Origin of the sequence: Bacillus sp. AFS088145 (genome assembly GCF_002564465.1) — a bacterium.
Taxonomy (GTDB): domain Bacteria; phylum Bacillota; class Bacilli; order Bacillales; family Bacillaceae_G; genus Gottfriedia.
The window spans coordinates 1-18569 of sequence record NZ_NUUX01000006.1 but is presented as its reverse complement, the minus strand read 5'-3'; the positions used below and the strand labels follow the sequence as shown (position 1 = coordinate 18569).

14 protein-coding genes are annotated in these 18569 nt (G+C 34.6%); 7 read left to right on the top strand and 7 right to left on the bottom strand.

Annotated features, from left to right (window positions below):
• Positions 1 to 270 precede the first annotated feature (270 nt).
• The 7 genes from COI44_RS03165 to COI44_RS03135 all read right to left on the bottom strand — a co-directional run bounded on the left by COI44_RS03165 (position 271) and on the right by COI44_RS03135 (position 11265).
• Positions 271 to 1515 carry an amidohydrolase gene (locus tag COI44_RS03165; RefSeq protein WP_098426625.1) on the bottom strand — a complete coding sequence of 415 codons (1245 nt, stop codon included), beginning with the start codon at positions 1513 to 1515 and terminating at the stop codon, positions 271 to 273.
• Between the two features lie 33 nt (positions 1516 to 1548).
• Positions 1549 to 2790 (bottom strand): amidohydrolase, encoded by a 1242-nt coding sequence (locus COI44_RS03160; RefSeq protein ID WP_098426624.1) that lies wholly within the window; start codon positions 2788 to 2790, stop codon positions 1549 to 1551.
• Between the two features lie 23 nt (positions 2791 to 2813).
• Positions 2814 to 4085: an amidohydrolase family protein gene (locus tag COI44_RS03155; RefSeq protein WP_142329213.1), complete on the bottom strand. Its 1272-nt coding sequence runs from the start codon at positions 4083 to 4085 to the stop codon at positions 2814 to 2816.
• 691 nt (positions 4086 to 4776) lie between these two features.
• Positions 4777 to 6342 carry a glutathione ABC transporter substrate-binding protein gene (locus COI44_RS03150; protein ID WP_098426622.1) on the bottom strand — a complete coding sequence of 522 codons (1566 nt, stop codon included), beginning with the start codon at positions 6340 to 6342 and terminating at the stop codon, positions 4777 to 4779.
• Positions 6343 to 6458: 116 nt separating this feature from the next.
• A complete protein-coding gene (locus tag COI44_RS03145) occupies positions 6459 to 7955 on the bottom strand; it encodes a chlorohydrolase family protein (RefSeq protein WP_098426621.1) in 1497 nt (498 codons plus the stop codon).
• Between the two features lie 29 nt (positions 7956 to 7984).
• Positions 7985 to 9463, bottom strand: coding sequence for an amidohydrolase family protein (locus tag COI44_RS03140; RefSeq protein ID WP_098426620.1), 1479 nt, complete (start codon positions 9461 to 9463; stop codon positions 7985 to 7987).
• Positions 9464 to 9708: 245 nt separating this feature from the next.
• A complete protein-coding gene (locus tag COI44_RS03135) occupies positions 9709 to 11265 on the bottom strand; it encodes a glutathione ABC transporter substrate-binding protein (protein ID WP_098426619.1) in 1557 nt (518 codons plus the stop codon).
• Between the two features lie 213 nt (positions 11266 to 11478).
• Here COI44_RS03135 and nikC point away from each other — a divergent pair, with 213 nt between their 5' ends.
• From nikC to COI44_RS03100, 7 genes are all read left to right on the top strand, one after another.
• The gene (gene nikC, locus COI44_RS03130) at positions 11479 to 12381 is read left to right on the top strand and encodes a nickel transporter permease (protein WP_098426618.1); all 903 of its coding nucleotides are present in this window, start codon (positions 11479 to 11481) and stop codon (positions 12379 to 12381) included.
• 12 nt (positions 12382 to 12393) lie between these two features.
• Positions 12394 to 13314 (top strand): ABC transporter permease, encoded by a 921-nt coding sequence (locus COI44_RS03125; RefSeq protein WP_098426617.1) that lies wholly within the window; start codon positions 12394 to 12396, stop codon positions 13312 to 13314.
• Positions 13315 to 13326: 12 nt separating this feature from the next.
• Positions 13327 to 14355, top strand: coding sequence for an ABC transporter ATP-binding protein (locus COI44_RS03120; RefSeq protein WP_098426616.1), 1029 nt, complete (start codon positions 13327 to 13329; stop codon positions 14353 to 14355).
• A complete protein-coding gene (locus tag COI44_RS03115) occupies positions 14355 to 15341 on the top strand; it encodes an ABC transporter ATP-binding protein (protein ID WP_098426615.1) in 987 nt (328 codons plus the stop codon). The genes COI44_RS03120 and COI44_RS03115 overlap by 1 nt, the downstream gene beginning before the upstream one ends.
• Positions 15342 to 15689: 348 nt before the next feature.
• Complete coding sequence (locus COI44_RS03110; protein ID WP_286163727.1) at positions 15690 to 16421, top strand: sensor histidine kinase; 732 nt, start codon at positions 15690 to 15692, stop codon at positions 16419 to 16421.
• Entirely contained in the window at positions 16418 to 17116 is a 699-nt protein-coding gene (locus COI44_RS03105) for a response regulator transcription factor (protein WP_098426613.1), read from the top strand. Before COI44_RS03110 ends, COI44_RS03105 begins: the two co-directional genes overlap by 4 nt.
• 3 nt (positions 17117 to 17119) lie before the next feature.
• Positions 17120 to 18439, top strand: coding sequence for an SLC5/6 family protein (locus COI44_RS03100; RefSeq protein WP_098426612.1), 1320 nt, complete (start codon positions 17120 to 17122; stop codon positions 18437 to 18439).
• The last annotated feature ends 130 nt before the right edge of the window (positions 18440 to 18569 follow it).

Genomic DNA, 18569 nt, shown 5'->3' with positions numbered 1-18569 from the left:
AATCTTCCTAGTTCCCAATTTATCCTTTCTTAATGTGAAAAAATGAAAAAGGAAATCTAGAAAATTCTAGAGATCCTTTATCTTCTAATATTTAGGCTTTTTCTAAGCTATGTTCCTATTTTTTTCGGACAGGATAAGGTAGTTTATAGTCAATTGTTTGGATGTTTATTTTCCTTGGGGAGGCTTTTTGGCATCCTTTTTTAACATTAGCTAAGTGGGATTAGCTAAAAACCCACTTAGCTTTTTCCTATCCGATTCTAATTGTTCTATTTATTTACGAATCAATCTTTCTTCACTTAATGAACCACTAACAATTTTCCCATTATATATAACTGCTTTACGATTTGCGCGTCTTGCAACAGCCTCGGCTGAACAGCTTGCCTCTACTAATACTAGATTTGCAGAATCTCCTATTTTGGGCCATACTTGGTTCCCATCAGTATCTAATGGAGTTTTTCCACCTGTAATATATTTTAATGTTTGTGCTAATGATACTTCATCAATCCATCTAAAGCGTTCAGCTAGTCTTCCCGCTCTTTCAAGAATATCGCCTGTTCCGAGTGGCGACCAAACATCAAAAATATTATCATTACCCACAGCTACTTCAACACCTCGTTCATTCAGTAAATCAACTGGAGGCATTTGTCTATTAATAGGTACACTTGTAACAATCGAAATTCCAGCGTCTCTAAAGCTGTTTGCCAGCTCAAACGCTTCTTCCCTTGGGATATCGCCTATCCCAAATGCATGACTGATTGCTACTCTACCTTCCCAGCCTGCTTGTTTAGTAAATTCTACTATGCGCTTCATCGTAAATGAGCCTAGATGACCTGGATCGTGTAAATGTATATCAATATCTGCATCAGCTTCAACTGCTAAATTATATAGTTGGTATAATGACTCTTCAATATTTTGGTCTACAATAGCAGGGTCAACTGAGCCAACAATTCCTGCTCCATTTCTTAAAGCTTCTCTGACATAATTGAAAGCATTTGACCTCAATAATCCATGCTGAGCAAATGCAACAACTTCGGAGCTAAGTCGATTTGAATAATTATCTAATGCTTGTTCGACTTGCTCTAAATTTCTTATTCCAACCTCTGGGTAGATATCAACATGCGTTCTCACATGTGTAGATCCTGAAGCTAAAAGGATTTCAAGTAAAGCTTCTGCCCGCTCCTTCGTACTTGATGCAATCGTCGGTAAGGCCATTTTTTCATATTCAAATCGTTCAATCACACTAGAAGTTGGAGTACAAGCTCTCCATACATCACCCATCAACGTTTTATCAAGATGTACATGCTTTTCAATAAATGAAGGTAAAACTAGTAAACCGTCTGCATCTTGAACAGCAAATTCACTAGTAATATCCGTTTCTTCTTTTGTTATTCGAGTGATCTTTCCATTTTCAATAAAAAGATGAAATAATTCAGTAGCAGTACCGACCAATTTGCCGTCTTCTTTTTCAAACCCAATTTCTAATCGAGCATTTTTTAACCAATAGCTAGATTTCATGAATTTCACCCCTTCTTTTATTCAATTGTTACTTTATTTCAAAACTGATTCGTAATTCAGTCCACCATAAACAATATTTCCATTAGCAATTACAGCAGCACGTTTTGCACGTCTTGCTACAGCCTCTGCAGAACATGATGCATCTACTAAAACCATGCTTGCTTCATCTCCTACATTTGGCCATAACTGGTTACCCTTTTCATCAAGAGTCCTTAACCCACCCGTGATAAATTGCAATGTTTGAGAAAGTCCGTATTCATCTTTCCAATTATATCTCTCAGCTAATCTGCCTGCTTTTTCTAACATATCTCCTGTTCCATGTGGAGACCAAGAATCATAGAAACCATCACAACCTAAAGCAACTTGTACTCCTTTTGAATGTAGTAAATCAACAGGAGGCATTACTCTGTTAATCGGAACAGTCGACATAATTGATACGCCTAAGCTTGCTAGTTTGCTAGCCATTTCAACTGATTCATTTTTCGGTACGTCACCTAGCGCAAATGCATGACTTACTGCTACGCGATTATACCAACCAGCTTGTTCAATAAATGAAACTAGTTTTTGTATAGTATAAAAACCAAGATGGCCTGGGTCATGAATATGAATATCTATATCAGCATCAAACTGTACTGCTAGATCAACCATTTCAAATAATGAAAGTTCAATATTTTGATCAATACCACCAGGATCTAATCCACCGACAATCGTTGCTCCCTCTCTCATCGCTGTTTTCATAAATGATTTGCTATTTGTGCGAAGTAATCCATGCTGAGGAAACGCAACAATTTCATGGGTCATTTTATCTTTATAAGTGTAAAGTGCTTTTTGAATTTCTTCTAAATTTTTCAAACCAATAAACGGATCAATATTAACATGTGTTCGAACATGGGTTGCCCCACCTTTTAATAATAGATGAAGCATTTGTTCAGCACGATGTTGACCTGTTTCTGCTAATTCAACAAGTTCGGCTGCTTCTAAATTTAATCTCTCTACTAAATTTGCAGCAGGAATACAAGCCTTCCATGGAATTCCAAGATAAGTCTTATCTAAATGATTATGCATTTCTTTAAAAGCAGGTAAAGCCAGTAAATTTTTTGCGTCCTGAACTGGTAGATCTGTTTGTAATGGAACATTAGCCAATTGTAATTGTTCAATTTTCCCATCATTAATTAGTAAATTGTAAAGAGTAGTCTCAGTACTATCAATTTTTCCATCTTCCAATACAAACCCGCTATCAAGTTTTACATTCTTAAGCCAATATGATTGATTCATCTCATCACTCTCTTTAATAAAACTTAAACTGTTGTTGATTCAAGATTTGAAATTGAACCACTTACAACATTACCTTTAAAAATAACTGCAGCTCGTTTTGCTCGTCTCGCAACTGCTTCAGCTGAGCAAGTAGCTTCTACAAGTACGATGTTTGCTTCATCTCCTACATTTGGCCATGCTTTTTCACCTTCATTATTTAAAGGAGTTACTCCGCCTGTAATAAATCCAAGACTATTAGCAAGTGTTTTTTCTTCAATGTATCTAAATCTTTCAGCAAGTCGTCCAACTTTTTCAAGATTATCTCCGATTCCAAATGGCGTCCAATGGTCAGTAATGCTGTCATTACCTAGTTCAACTTTTACACCTTTTTCACTTAGTAAAGGAATTGGAATTGTTCTAAAAATTGGAACCGTAGAAGTAATTGAAATTCCTAAATCAGCAAATCTCTCAGCAATCGCAGTAGCATCTGGAACAGAAAGATCAGCTAATCCACTTGCATGACTTACTGTAACTCTTCCTTGCCATCCAGCTTTTTCAGTTAATGTTGCTAATCTTTGCATTGTAAATAATCCAAGATGATCTGGATCATGTAAGTGAACATCGATATCAGAATTTGATTCAACTGCTATTTCCATAATCGTCTCAAGAGAACGTTCGATGTTTTCATCGATTGAAGCTGGATCAACACCACCTACTAGATTTGCTCCATATTTCATCGCTTCTCTTACTAGTTCGACAGAGTGACTTCTTAAAAGTCCGTGTTGTGGAAATGCAACAATTTCATGTGTTAATTTATCTTTATATCCTTCTAAAGCTTGCAGCGTTGCTTCTAAGTTTTTTAATCCGATAACTGGATCAATATTACAATGTGTACGAATGTGAGTCGTACCGTAACTTAATAATAGATCTAGCATCTTTTCTGCTCTTTCTTTAGCAGTTGGTAATAATTTTGGCAACAAAATTTGCTCTTCTTCAATACGTGTTTTTACACCATTTGTTGCTGGCATACACGCTTTCCATGGTCCACCATAATAAGTTTTATCAATATGAATGTGCATTTCTTTAAATGAAGGAACCATTAGAAGGCCTTGCACATCATATTGAGGCAATTGATCTGTAATTAAATCACTAACTACTTGAATAGAAGCAATTTTTCCATTTTCAATTTTAACATTGTACTTTCCAGTTGCAGTTCCGTTGATAACTTCATTGTCATTATAAGTAAAACCATTTTCCAGACTCACATTTGTTAACCAATACGATTTTGACAATATCCTCACCCTTCCATCCCACATTAAATTTTGATTCTATTTTAATTATAAGTGTGTTTGAAATATTTTGATTTTAGTATATTTACATATTTTTAAGGTATTTTTACTAATTGCCTAAGTCAATCAATGTAAAGTAAATCTTTTGAGTGTTGTTGTTAAATAAGTGTGCGTTGGTTGTTTTCCACTATAGGATGCTCGCTTTCCATGGGAGGTGAGCTCGGGCTACTCGTTCCTGCGAAATCTAAGCCTTCCTTCATGCATATCCCCTAGGAGTCGAGTAACATCCGCTCCAATCAACTTATTCATCACCGAAAAGTTTATCTTTAAGGCACTGTTATACTTACACATGAACCCTTTATGAGGATTTTATTTTCTTCTTTTTGTTGTTTTACTTACTCATGAACACCTTATGAGGAAGTTAGTTCCTTCTTTTTGCTGTTTTACTTACTCATGAAGCCTTTATGAGGAAGTTATTTTCTTCTTTTTGCTGTTTTACTTACTCATGAACCCTTTATGAGGAAGTTATTTTCATTTTTTTGTTGTTTTACTTACTCATGAACACCTTATGAGTAAGTTAGTTCCTTCTTTTTGCTGTTTTACTTCCTCATGAACTCGTTACCCTAGTACCTGTTCTAAGTAAGTTATCGTTTTACTTCTACAAGAAAGAAAGTTCACCCCTAAATCAGGATGAACCTCCACTTGCAGAAAAATCAGATTATTTAATTGTTACATCGTTAATCTCTAAATAACCTGAAGGGCTGATTGAGAAGCCTTTTACATTTTTCGAGATTGCAGCGACATTTTCTATTACTCTTACAGGAATATAAGGTGAATCATCCATTTCAATTTCTTGTGCTTTAGCGTAGATTTCTTTACGTTTTGCTTCGTCTTTTTCTTTTCTTCCAGCATTAATTAAGTCATCAACTTTTGGATTGCTATAGAAGAATGTGTTTCCGGCAGGTCCGCGCGAGTCTGAGTGGAATAGGTTGTACTGATTGTAATCAGCATCTCCTGTTGCGTTTCTCCAGCTTATAATAAACATTTCTGATTGGCCTTTATTTACTTTTTCAACAAACGAACCGTATTCCATTACTTGTACTTTTAAATTAATGCCAATTCCTTTTAATTGCGATTGAATAACTTCTGCTAAATTAACTCGTTCTTTACTATCCATCGTTAGGATCGTTGCATCAAATCCATTTGGATATCCAGCTTCTGTTAATAGTTTTTTTGCTTCTTTTAAATTGTAATTGTATGCTTTTAATTGATCATCGTATCCGAATACTTTTGAGCCCATTGCTGAATTCGCTTTTTTACCAACATTGTTAAATACACCTTTAATAATCGAATCCATTTCAACTGCATGAGCGATTGCTTTACGTACACGTACGTCATTAAACGGTTTTTTTGTTACATTAAATCCGATATATTCAGTTCCGTAACCTTCACTTCGGTATACTTCCATAGCAGAGGATGATTCAACTTGATTCATAACTGCTATTGGGAGTGGTTCTGCAATTTGGGCTTCTCCTGTTTCAATCATTGAAATTCTTGTTGAGTCTTCTGGAACAACCTTGAAATCAACCTTGTCAATCTTTGGTTTTTTCCCCCAGTAATCTTCATTTTTAACTAGTATAATATCCTGTCCTGGGGACCATGATTTAAATTTAAATGGACCTGTTCCGTTTGGTTCTTGAATAATGTTCTTACCATATTTATCAATTGTTTTAGGACTTATAATTCCACCTTCATGATTTGCTAAAATTGAAAGAAGTGGTGAGAATGGCTCGCTTAAAATAAATTGAACTGTATATTCGTCGACTACTTTAACTTCTTTTACCATTTTGAATACAACAGCTCTTGGTGAAGCAACTTTAGGATCTAATAAACGATCAAATGTTTTCTTTACAGCCTCTGCGTTAAATGGTGTACCATCGTGAAACTTTACATCATGTCGTAGTTTAAATTCCCAAGTTTTATCATTGATTTGATTCCATGACTCTGCTAGCATTGGTTGAATTTCGTTATTACTATCCCGCTGAACTAAACCTTCATAAATTTTATGATGGGTAACGCTTGCTGCATTTATTGTAGACATAAATTGCTGATCTAAATTTTCGGCATCTGATAACCGAGCAATTACTAGCGTGCTTCCTCCTTTTGAATCATTTGCTTGTCCATTTGTTTTCGTACCTGTGTCTTGATTAGATGAACATCCTGTAATTGTGACAGCAGAAAATAATACTAGAAAAAATTTACCTATTCCCGATTTTAGTTTCAATGGCACTGCCTCCCTGTTTAAAGTTTGTCTTTCAAATATTTATCTAATTATATAAAATATTCTGATAATTATTTTTGAATATCTTTACCTGTTTTTTCAGTTTCTTTACTTATTTTTTAATTATTTAACTTTGCTTCTAGTTCTTTAATTGATTCAAGTCTTTTAAAAGTTGGTGGAAATAGATCATTTTCAGGAAGTTGTTCGTAATCTCTTTCCATATATCCTCTTCTCATCTTATTAAAATACACTTGGCCTTTTTGTTTTAATACCTCTACATCAAGATTAGGAATTACTTGATCTTGCATCACAATTCTTCCATTTATAATTGATAGTTTTACATCTCTACCTGAACCACTTACAAACATTGTTCGAATTGGATCATCAATAACGCCCATATGGAATCCATCTAAATCAATTGCAATGATATCCGCTTTTGCTCCGACTGCTATTTTTCCTATATCTTCGCGATTAAGAAATGCTGCTGCTCCTAGAGTGATCGAATTGAAGAAATCAGCGTATGTAGATCCTTCAACTTCTTTTTCTACAAATCTTGAAAGCATGCTACCAGTACGTACATTTTGAAAAATATCTGGAGGGAACGTATCAGTACCTAACGCAATATTGATTCCCTCCTTCCTATATTTTGCATACGATTCAAGTCCTTCACCGTGTCTTCCTATAATAAGTGGACAATGGATAACAGTAGTATTTGTTTCTTTCAGAAGTGAAATGTCATTATCAATATTGTAATTCGCTCCACTATAGCCCGATACAAAGTGCGCGTGTGGTATTCCAGTATTTGGACCTAAGAATCCAAGATTATATAAATATTTAATTGGTGTAACTCCGTGTTCTTTTAAAATTGTTTTAAATTCAAAACTTCCTTGTGCAGCATGTAGCTTGATTGGAACGTTTAATTTGTCACTATAATATTTTGTTTTTATCAAAATTTCTTCAGTCTGTGATTCGATTCTTTCTGGAGCTAACATCCCTCTGACCAATCCATCAAATGCACCATCAAAGGTTTCAACAAACTTTACTGCTCTTTCTAATCCTTCCTCGCCCGCTTTTTCATCCCAATGAATTTTGACGTTTCCATCTGGTTCGACTACTCTAATTCCAGCTTGATAGCTTGGTCCAAGGTAAATTCTCAATCCTAGTTTTCCTGCATGATTCGCGGCAGCTTCTAACTCTTCAAAAGTTTCAGCCCAATTTTTGTAAAAAACGGATGTAATCGGCATAGCAGTAGTAATTCCATTTAAAATAAGCTGCGAATATGCATATAAAGATTTAAATGCTTCTTCCTCCTCACTCATTAGCTCATGATGCCCATTTTTTACAAACTCCTCAGACCAAAGGAGATTTTTTTGTCTATTCGATTTCGCTTCTAAATGCAAAATATCATGGTCAATGTCACCTAACGCATTTAAATCAATAAAACCAGGACTAAGGATCGCATTTCCAACGTCAATTACTTGATTTACTTCTTCCGTATAGTTTTTTCCAACAAACAAAATTGTATCTTTTTCATATACAATCTCTGCATTTTCCAATATGACATGTTCACTTCCGTCAAAACCAATTACATATCTTCCCTTTAGTTTCGTTTTCATTTTTTCTCCCTTCGAATTTGAAATTTTTTTTACTTTTCAACATATCTCATCTCGTCAACATAGGCACGAGCATGTCCCCAGAAATATTTTGTAGGCAGCATATATTTTTCTAATCCAGCGCGTTTTATCGTAGCAAAAGCTTCTTCATTTGCTTCATTTAAAACTGTGCTTTCATGTACTGTATGTACTTTTCTGCCTTCCATAATTAGTTTTCCATCAACAATCACGTGGTCTACATCATTTGCCACAGCTTGAAATACTAACCGATGAACATGCATATACTCAGGAGTTAAATGAGGTTGATGGAGATTAACTGTGATGACATCTGCTTTTTTCCCGATTTCAAGTGACCCTATTTCATCATCCCAACCTATACATTTTGCTGCATCAATTGTTACCATTTCTAAAAGTTTACCTGGTGGTAAATAGTAATAGTCTCTAAGAGCTGCTTGATGTACAAACTGTGTCTTCCTCATTGCTTGGAATAAATCAAAGCTCGTAGAAGGTGAGGTACCATCTGTAGAAATCGCAACAGTTGCTCCCATTTCAATTAATTCTGTGATCGGTGTACGTGCATTAACTTGTCCAAAACCAGGAGAAGCACTAATGTTTGTACCAGTTTCAGCTAATATTTTGGCTTCATCGAACGAAATTCCTCGACAATGCTGAAGATGAACATCCGGACCTAATAGGGCATTTTCTTTATCTTTAATTGCTAAATGAATCATTCCACCAAATGCATCTGAATGAATTCTTGTATTATATTTCCTAGCAATCTCTCTTATTTTTTTAGCTTGATAAAGATCATGTTTTGTTAACCCATATAGTCGATCTGGAGAAGTCGGGTATGAAGGATCAACAGACGTTACAATAACAAATGGTGTAATAAAAGCTCTTGTACGATCATCATTTGCATGATTCAATGCCTCAATAACTGCTTCTGCCCCTTTTAGTACCTCTTCATAAGTAACTTCTTTCTCAATTCTTTTCCCTTCAATCCATCTACTAAATGAATGTGGCCATGGTGGGTTACACGGACCTGTACAAACTACTTCACGAACTCCTACTTGGTTGTAAGCTTTTGCATGGTTTATCGCAAATATTGGATCATCAGATCTCGGCACTGATCCTAACACACTAACGCCTGTCGTAATACCCGCTTTTAATCTTTCAAGTGCCGATAGTTTTCCTTCGTAATACCAAAAATCATCCGTCACATAATGCTTATATGTATTCGTCATAATCGGCATCCAAAAATCGATATTCTCCATCGCAATTGTTTTAAACATTGAATGACCACCGTGACCATGAACATCTATTAATCCAGGTAAAATACATTGATGACTACAATCAATTACTTTTTTCGCCTCATACTTAGTTTTCAAGTTTTCGGTCAGATTAATGTCTACTATTCTCCCATTGTGTATAGCAACGGAGCCATTTTCAATAATTCTTCTTTCCGTGTCCATTGTGATAACAGTTCCATTTACTAATAACAAATCAATCATTTTTTTCCTCCTAATCTTTAGTCCGATTTTCATCAATTTGTGATATTCTCAAAAAAACAGCATAATACGATTATGCTGTCAGTTTGTAGACAAAGTTCTAAAATTTTGATATTCAGACTGATTGAAAACGCTTGTCTTTCGAGGCGCGAAGTCTGGTGAGGAGCGGAGTTACCTTAGACGGTAATGAGCACCGCAGACAGACGAAGCAACGAAGAAAGCGAGCGTTTGTCAACAGTCTGAATTACTTATTTCACTGTTACATCATCAAGCATTAAATAACTTGCTGGGTTTAACCAAAGCCCTTTAACTGATGAGCCAGTAACTGCTAAATGCTCATAGTTACGAATAGGTACATATGGTACATCTTTGTTTTCAATTTCCTGTGCTTGAGCATAAAGTTCTTTACGTTTTTCGCTATCTGCTTCTTGACGAGCTGATTCAATTAATTTATCAACTTCTGGGTTACTATAGAATGAACTATTTCCTGCTGCGCCTTGGGATTTACTATCAAATAAGTTAAATTGGTTATAGTCGCCATCACCAGTAGCATTTCCCCATCCACCAATTGCAACTTGATGTTGACCTTTTGCAATTGCATCAATATAAGCTCCGTATTCAAGTACTTGAATTTTTACATTAATACCAATACCTTTTAATTGAGATTGAATAACTTCAGCCATATTTATTCTTTCTTTACGGTCACTAGTTGTAAGTGTAAATGATAGGCCGTCTTTAATTCCTGCTTCTTTTAATAACTTTTTAGATTCATTAATATCGTAATTATAGCCTTTAATATTCGAATCATATCCAAAAACTTTTGGACTCATTGTTGAATTTGCTTTTGTTCCAACATCGTTATATACACCTTTAATAATTGAATCTACCTCAATTGCATGTGCAATCGCTTTACGGACACGAACATCATTAAATGGTTTTTTCTTTGTATTGAAGCTTAAATATTCTACAGCTAGTCCATCAGTACGGTATAAATCCATTGTGTCAGAAGCTTCAATTCGATCGATTTCTGTTACAGGCACTTGATCAGTTACATGCGCTTCACCAGTTTCAATCATTGCTAGTCTTGTCGCATCTTCAGGAACTACTTTAAAGACTACACCATCAATTTTAGGCTTATTACCCCAGTAATCTTTATTTTTTTCAATTTTAATTTCTTCCCCTGATTTCCAAGATTTAAATACATAAGGACCAGTTCCAACTGGATTTCGTCCAATTTTATCACTGTTTTCTTTAATCGATTTTGGACTAATAATATCTCCTTCATTACTCATTAAAATTGATAAAAGTGGAGCATATGGGTATTTCAAAATAAATTGAACAGTTGAATCGTCTACCACTTTAACTTCTTTTATCATTTCAAATTTACCAGCTTGTGGTGATGCAGTTTTTGGGTCAAGAACACGATCAAAATTTGTTTTAACTGCATCTGCATTAAATGGTGATCCATCCTGGAACTTAACGCCTTTGCGTAATTTGAACTCCCAAGTCACGTTATCTACTTGCTTCCATTCTGTTGCTAAAAGAGGTTTTGGCTCCATATTTTTATCTGGTTCAACTAATGTTTCATATACCTTTTCATAAACAACGTTTGCTGATGGTATATCAGTAATAAAATGTGGATCTAATGTAGTTGCATCAGATAGTCTAGCTACAACTAATGTTCCCCCTGCTTTTGCCTTTGTTCCTGTTGCACTACTGCTTGTTTGGTCTGATGTACAACCTGCAAGCGCAGTAGAAACTGTTAATAATGATGCAAATAATACTCCAGCTGTCTTTTTCTTCATTTTTTTCTTCCTCCTCTTATACTTGCCCCCATGATTCTCTTGTTCACCATTTTTCTTGAGTACGTAGGCTTATTCAAATTATAAAAAAAAATAAAATTTTATATTTTCAGAATCTTTACTCATTTTTTAATTATCTTTACTGCTTTTCCGCATTATATTTACTTCAATTCCAATTTTGAATAAATTTAAACAAAGAAAAGGGGGAAAAAAACAATGAAAACAGAGATTGTATTGAATAACAATGAAATCAAATTAGAAAAAAAAGAATCTCAAAAACTAAAAAGATGGAAAGTATTTTATAAGAAGTTTAAAAAAAATAAATTGGCACTAGTTGGCGGATATATCGTACTTTTTTATATTTTAGTAGCTTTTTTGGCACCACTCATTTCACCGAAGGATCCTTTTGCGATTGATTTAATGCACAAACTGCAAACTCCATCGCTAGAACATTGGATGGGAACAGATGATAAAGGAAGAGATATTTTAAGTAGAATCATTTATGGAAGTCGTCTTTCAATTTCTGTTGGTTTCGTATCTGTCTTATTTGGAGCAATTTTCGGAATCACTCTCGGGTTAATAGCAGGTTATTACGGAAAATGGGTAGACACGATCATTATGAGGGTTGTTGATGTTTTACTAGCATTTCCAGGTATTTTACTAGCACTTGCGATTATTAGTGCACTAGGTCCTAGTCTAATTAATGTTATGGTTGCTGTAGGTATCTTTTCAATCCCAACGTTTGCACGAATCGTTAGAGGATCTACGTTATCTGTCAGAAAACTTGAGTATATAGATGCAATTCGTGCATTAGGTGCAACTGATTCTACAATTATTTTCAAACATATTTTCCCGAATATTCTTTCACCAATAATTGTCCAAGCTACGTTAAAACTTGCTACAGCTATTCTTTCAGCTGCAGGTTTATCATATCTAGGATTAGGTGCTCAGCCTCCATCACCAGAATGGGGAGCGATGTTAAGCAGTGGTCGTGATTACTTATTTACAGCACCCCACATTGCCCTATTTCCGGGTATTGCGATTTCAACACTTGTATTAGGATTTAATATTTTCGGAGATGGACTAAGAGATGCTCTTGATCCAAGAATGAAAAAATAAGGAGGAAAGTAAATGTTTCTATTTATTGTCAGAAGAATTATACAAACTATTCCGGTTTTACTTGGTGTAAGTTTAGTCGTTTTTTTAATCATGCAGATGGTTCCTGGTGATCCAGCAACACTACTTGCTGGTGAAGGTGCTACGAAACAAACAATCGAAATGATTCGTCATCAACTTGGACTTGATCGCCCTGTCGTTATTCAGTATTTAGATTATGTATACCATGTACTACAAGGTGATTTTGGTGAATCGCTACGAAATAATCGTCCAGTATTAGATGAGATTATGATTCGATTGCCAATTACAATTGAACTTGCACTAGCTAGTATTTTCATTACAGTCGTACTTGGTATGCTAGCAGGAATTATATCAGCAACTAAACAGTACTCAGCAGCTGATATTACAATTATGATTGTCGCTTTACTAGGAATCTCTTTACCAAGTTTCTGGTTTGGTTTAATGTTGATCTACTTCTTTTCAGTTAATCTTCATATATTCCCAGTTGCTGGTTGGGGAACGTTTAAACATATGGTACTACCAGCATTAACATTAGGTGCAGGTGGTGCTGCAATCGTAGCTAGAATGACTAGGTCAAGTATGCTTGAGGTTGTTCGTCAAGACTATATGCGTACAGCAAGAGCAAAAGGATTAAAAGAGCATGTCATTATTTATAAACATGGTTTAAAGAATGCCCTTATTCCTGTTATCACTGTTGTTGGACTACAGTTTGGTGCATTACTTGGTGGTACCGTTTTAACAGAGTCAGTTTTTGCAATTAATGGACTTGGTAGATTAATTGTTGATGCAATTAGAACAAGAGATTTACCTATGGTTCAAGGTGGCGTATTAATCGCTTCGGTTATCTTTGTATTTATGAATCTAGCTGTTGATATTCTCTACCGTTACTTTAATAAACGAGTTGACTTGAATTAAGGAGGTACTACTATGAAAAAACAATTTGATGAAACAATTCTTGAGGTTAAAAATCTACAAACCTACTTTTATACAGATGAAGGAACAAGTAAAGCAGTTAATGGAATTAGCTTTACACTAAAAAAAGGTGAAACACTTGGAATAGTAGGAGAATCTGGAAGTGGTAAAAGTATTACATCATTATCCCTTTTACGATTAATCCCCTCACCTCCAGGAAAAATAGCTGGTGGAAGTATTCTTTTTAAAGGTGAAGACTTACTAGCAAAAACTGAAAAGCAAATGCGTTCCATTCGAGGTAATGAAATTTCAATGATCTTTCAAGAGCCAATGACATCTTTAAACCCAGTTTATTCAGCTGGCGAACAAATTGCAGAAGCGATTCGTCTTCACCAAAAATTAAGCAAAAAGGAAGCTTGGGATAAAGCAGTTGAAATGCTGCGACTTGTAGGAATCCCTTCTCCTGAAAAACGTGCAAAGCAAGAACCACATGAGCTTAGTGGTGGAATGAGACAAAGGGTTATGATCGCAATGGCACTTGCTTGTCATCCAGAAGTACTAATCGCAGATGAACCGACTACCGCTCTTGATGTGACAATTCAAGCTCAAATTCTGGAATTAATTAAATCACTCCAAAAAGATTTAGGTACAGCTGTCATATTAATCACGCATGATTTAGGCGTCGTTTATGAGACCTGCGATCGAGTGGCTGTCATGTACGCTGGAAGAATTGTTGAATATACATCAGCAAAAGAACTTTTTAATAGCCCTAAACACCCATACACAATCGGGTTATTAAACTCTCTTCCACGTCTTGATATGGATCAAGATGAATTAACAACAATACCTGGTACTGTACCTAGTCCATTCAATATGCCTAAAGGCTGTAGTTTTGCGCCACGCTGCGCACATGCAAAGGAAATGTGCCATCAGTCAGTGCCAGATTTACTAACTATCGACAAAAATACTGAAGTCAGCTGTTGGATGTACACATCACAATGGGAAACAGACTATACCATCAAAGAGAAAGTTGGGATTGAATAATGGCATTACAACTAGTGGATAAAAAAATACTACTTAATGTAGATCATTTAAAACAATACTTTCCAATTAAAGGTGGCATTTTAGGAAGAACGGTTAATCATGTAAAAGCTGTAGACGATATTAGCTTCAATATTTATGAGGGAGAAACTTTAAGCATAGTTGGAGAATCCGGTTGTGGTAAGTCTACTACTGGTAGAGCCATTCTAAGATTGGACGAGCCTACAAGTGGAAGCATTCATTTTAAGGAAAAAGATTTATTAAGCTTAGGAAAAAAAGAAATGCGTAAAATAAGAAAGGATCTACAAGTAATCTTCCAGGATCCGTTTGCATCACTAAACCCAAGACAAACAATTGGACAAATTTTAAGTGAAGCATTAGCCATTCAAAATGTCGTTCCAAAAGAAGAACGTAAAGCTAGAATTGAGGAATTATTAGGACATGTTGGGTTAAGACCAGAAGCAATGGAGCGATATCCTCATGAATTTAGTGGTGGTCAACGTCAGCGTGTCGGAATTGCACGGGCACTTGCAGTTGATCCAAAACTAATCATTTGTGATGAAGCAGTTTCTGCTCTAGATGTATCAATCCAAGCTCAAGTATTAAACTTATTAAAATCGTTACAGAAAAAATTCTCACTTACCTTTCTTTTTATCTCACATGATTTAGGTGTAGTAAGACATATTTCTGACCGAGTAATGGTAATGTATTTAGGAAAAATTGTTGAGATTGCCGATAAAAAATCTATATTCGAAAATCCGCAGCATCCTTATACACGTGCCCTATTATCTGCTATTCCAGTACCAAACCCGGTACATCAAAGAGAACGAATTATCTTAACAGGAGATGTACCTTCTCCAATCAATCCTCCAAGCGGCTGTCGTTTTCACACTAGATGCCCTTTCGCGATTGATATTTGTAAAACACAAGCACCTGAATTAAAAATATCTGAGCAAAATCATCAAGTTGCTTGTCACATAATTAATTAAATAGTATTCTTATAGGCATGAAGTGAAGTAAAAGAAGAGAATTGATCCTGCCATGTAGAAATCCACCTTCTTCTACTTCTATTAAATATAGTAAATGCTTATAAAATTGGATTATAAATCGAATGTTGATTATCAAGATGTTCTAAGGCTCCTATGGAAAATGCGCGAAGGCTAGAGACTCCTCTAAGTTGCTCCAATGGGATACTCAGCTTTCGTTCCATTCCATTGGAGCAACTTTAGTTGAAATCAACCATTTATAAATAAAGTTTTCAAAAAAATTAAAAATATTATTAAAAAAACTATTTGAGGTTCTTCATGCTTAGTTACGAGGGATTTACTTTACTAATTATGCTATTTATTTTAGCTCCTATTATGGGAGCTATTGCTTTATTATTTTTGTTTATCTTTGAAAAAAGAATTGACTTACTTGAAAATAAAAATAGAGAAATTCGGTTAGAACATGCATTACAAGAAGCACAATACAATAAATTAAATCAGCAAATTCAACCGCACTTTTTATTTAATACACTTAATGTCATATTAAGCTTAGCGCGTTTAAATCGAACTTCGGAATTAATCCGAGCCCTAGAAACGTTCTCTCAATTTTTAAAATTTAAATATAAATCATCAGAGCCCTTAATTCCGTTAAATCAAGAAATACAATATACTCAATATTATTTAGACATTCAAAATTTGCGATTTGGAGATCGTCTTAAAACACAGTTAGATTGTCCAAAAGATTTATATAATGCGCTAGTTCCCCCTTTTATTTTGCAAACCTTAGTAGAAAATTCATTTAAACACGGTTTAGAAAAAAAGGTTGGAGAGGCTTTACTGCATATTCGATTTTATCAAGATTCCGAGCTAGTCTGCTTAGAAGTAATTGATAATGGTTTAATGGGAATGACTAATTCTTTTTCTAATCAAGAAGGCCATGGATTAGATAATATAAAAAAGAGATTACAACTATATTTTGGTAATAGTGGACATGTACTGATTACTTCAAATGAATCAGGAACAAATGTTAAGGTTGTTTGGCCACTTATATATGAGGGTAAAAAAGGAGGGAAAATAAATTGAATGTATTATTAGTAGATGATGAACCATTAGAGCTTGAACAGATGGAATATTTGATAAAAAATAAGTTTCCATTATGGAAGTTTTTTAAAGCTGCTGATGCATGCCAAGCAATCACAATTAATCAAAATCATAAAATTAATATCGCGTTTCTAGATATCAATCTACCCGGACGTTCAGGACTAGAGTTTGGTGAAGAGCTTAGAGCACTAAATAAAGACGTAGATATTATTATGGTTACAGCATATCAAAGTTTTGATTATGCTCAACAGTCAATCCGAATCGGCGTTCTAGATTATTTAACAAAACCAATTATAGAAAGTGAATTATATAAAGTTTTATCTAAATATAGTAACGCCTACACATCAAACCAATATTCAAGTTTAATCCATCAAACTCTTTTATATATTCATGATCATTTCGCTGAAAAGCTTTCACTTTCTGACGTTGCTCGAGAAGTTCATACGAATCATACTTATTTAAGTAGAAAATTTCACGAAGAAGTCGGCGTATCGTTTTCAGAATATTTAATAGACTATAGAATACAAGCAGCCAAGCGATATTTAACAAATAATCCAAATTGGAATATATCCGATGTAGCAGAAAACTCAGGCTTTAATAGCCAGCATTACTTTAGTACTTTGTTCCGCAAAATTGAGGGCATTACTCCAAAAGAGTATCGTGAGAAAGGAAAATAAGCAGTGAATTCACGTTCATTTAGAGAATACGTACAAGGTCCTATTCAAATTGGAATGGGAATGGGAATTATTTCTCTCTTGGCACGTTGGGTAACAGGAACTACGATATTATCTTCGCCAGAATCAATGATTAAATATGGCGTATTTGGTGGAATCGGATATGCATTTTTAGGTGCGATTGCTTTATTTGTATTTAGTTGTATAGCGAAAAAGGTTCGACAAGAGTACCCAGATAGTTTAACAATTGGAGATTATTTGAAGAACAAACTACATCCGCTTGGTTATTGGATTATGATTTGTATTTTAATATTAACTAGTTTACACATATTATATATTCAGTCGATGACTGCATCTACGTTATTTCATTTTCTTTTTAATTTACCTTTGTACATAGAAATAATCATTTTTATAAGCTTTTGTGTACTTTTTGCAGGTTTTGGTGGATTAAAGATGATTCATGGATTAGCTGGATTCCAAGTCATTACAATGTTTGCAGCGGCAATTTTAATTCCGTTGTATTTTTTCGTAAAAGAGGGCGTTCAACCAGTATATGATGGGATTAAATTATACCATCCATACATGCTAGTCATTGATCATTACGATTTATGGGGTTTTTTATTTTCAGGCTTATTAGTTGGATTTGGTCAGTTTTTCTTTGACATTACATCATGGCACCGATTATTTATGATTGAATCGAAAAAACTTCCCTTAACATTCTCTATTTCCGGGTTAATTTGGTGTATTTTCCCACTTTCATTTTCATGCCTTTTTATAATTGTTATATTTACAGGTGGCTTTACAGATATTCAATCAATTTTAGTTGGTTTAGCAAATAAAATTACAACACCATTCTTTTTCATACTTTTTGTTTTATGTGCATTTAATGCGATTACTTCAACATTTGGTGCGGTTTTACATTCGCTTGCTAGTTTAATCATTATCAATATAATCGAGCCATTTCACACGATAAAAAATGATCAAAAAAAAATAAAACTTGCATATCTTCTATCCGTGGTCATTGGAGCGATCATCTTTTTCGCGACAATTATTCAATCAAAGAAAATTATTGAACTATTATTTTACTCAGGATATGTCTATTCTGCATTGTTATTTCCAATTTTAGTTATTGTCTTTAGTAAGGGTAAAGTCGGTAATTACATTCCAATTAGTATTGTAATCAGTATCATACTTTCTTATATTGTTCAGCCTAATGTTGGTGAATTTCAAAGCATTTGGTTGAGTTTATTATTTTCTATTGTGATTATTATTTTGGGTTTTACAATCCAATTTTTTAGTAAAAAAGAGTCTGTAAATATGTCATAAAGAAGAGCTAATCACTTGACTTGATTAGCTCTTTACGCTGTTGAAAAACAATCTTGTCAATTAAATTACCAAATTTTCGTAAAAGGAGTAGAGTGATGTTGATTTCCATTACAGGATGCTCGCTTTCCAT

Bases quoted from the DNA above. Each gene is read 5' to 3' on its own strand.
- COI44_RS03165 (WP_098426625.1), bottom strand. From the start codon at position 1,515: ATGAAATCTAGCTATTGGTTAAAAAATGCTCGATTAGAAATTGGGTTT.
- COI44_RS03160 (WP_098426624.1), bottom strand. From the start codon at position 2,790: ATGAATCAATCATATTGGCTTAAGAATGTAAAACTTGATAGCGGGTTT.
- COI44_RS03155 (WP_142329213.1), bottom strand. From the start codon at position 4,085: ATGTGGGATGGAAGGGTGAGGATATTGTCAAAATCGTATTGGTTAACA.
- COI44_RS03145 (WP_098426621.1), bottom strand. From the start codon at position 7,955: ATGAAAACGAAACTAAAGGGAAGATATGTAATTGGTTTTGACGGAAGT.
- COI44_RS03140 (WP_098426620.1), bottom strand. From the start codon at position 9,463: ATGATTGATTTGTTATTAGTAAATGGAACTGTTATCACAATGGACACG.
- COI44_RS03135 (WP_098426619.1), bottom strand. From the start codon at position 11,265: ATGAAGAAAAAGACAGCTGGAGTATTATTTGCATCATTATTAACAGTT.
- nikC (WP_098426618.1), top strand. From the start codon at position 11,479: ATGAAAACAGAGATTGTATTGAATAACAATGAAATCAAATTAGAAAAA.
- COI44_RS03125 (WP_098426617.1), top strand. From the start codon at position 12,394: ATGTTTCTATTTATTGTCAGAAGAATTATACAAACTATTCCGGTTTTA.
- COI44_RS03120 (WP_098426616.1), top strand. From the start codon at position 13,327: ATGAAAAAACAATTTGATGAAACAATTCTTGAGGTTAAAAATCTACAA.
- COI44_RS03115 (WP_098426615.1), top strand. From the start codon at position 14,355: ATGGCATTACAACTAGTGGATAAAAAAATACTACTTAATGTAGATCAT.
- COI44_RS03110 (WP_286163727.1), top strand. From the start codon at position 15,690: ATGCTATTTATTTTAGCTCCTATTATGGGAGCTATTGCTTTATTATTT.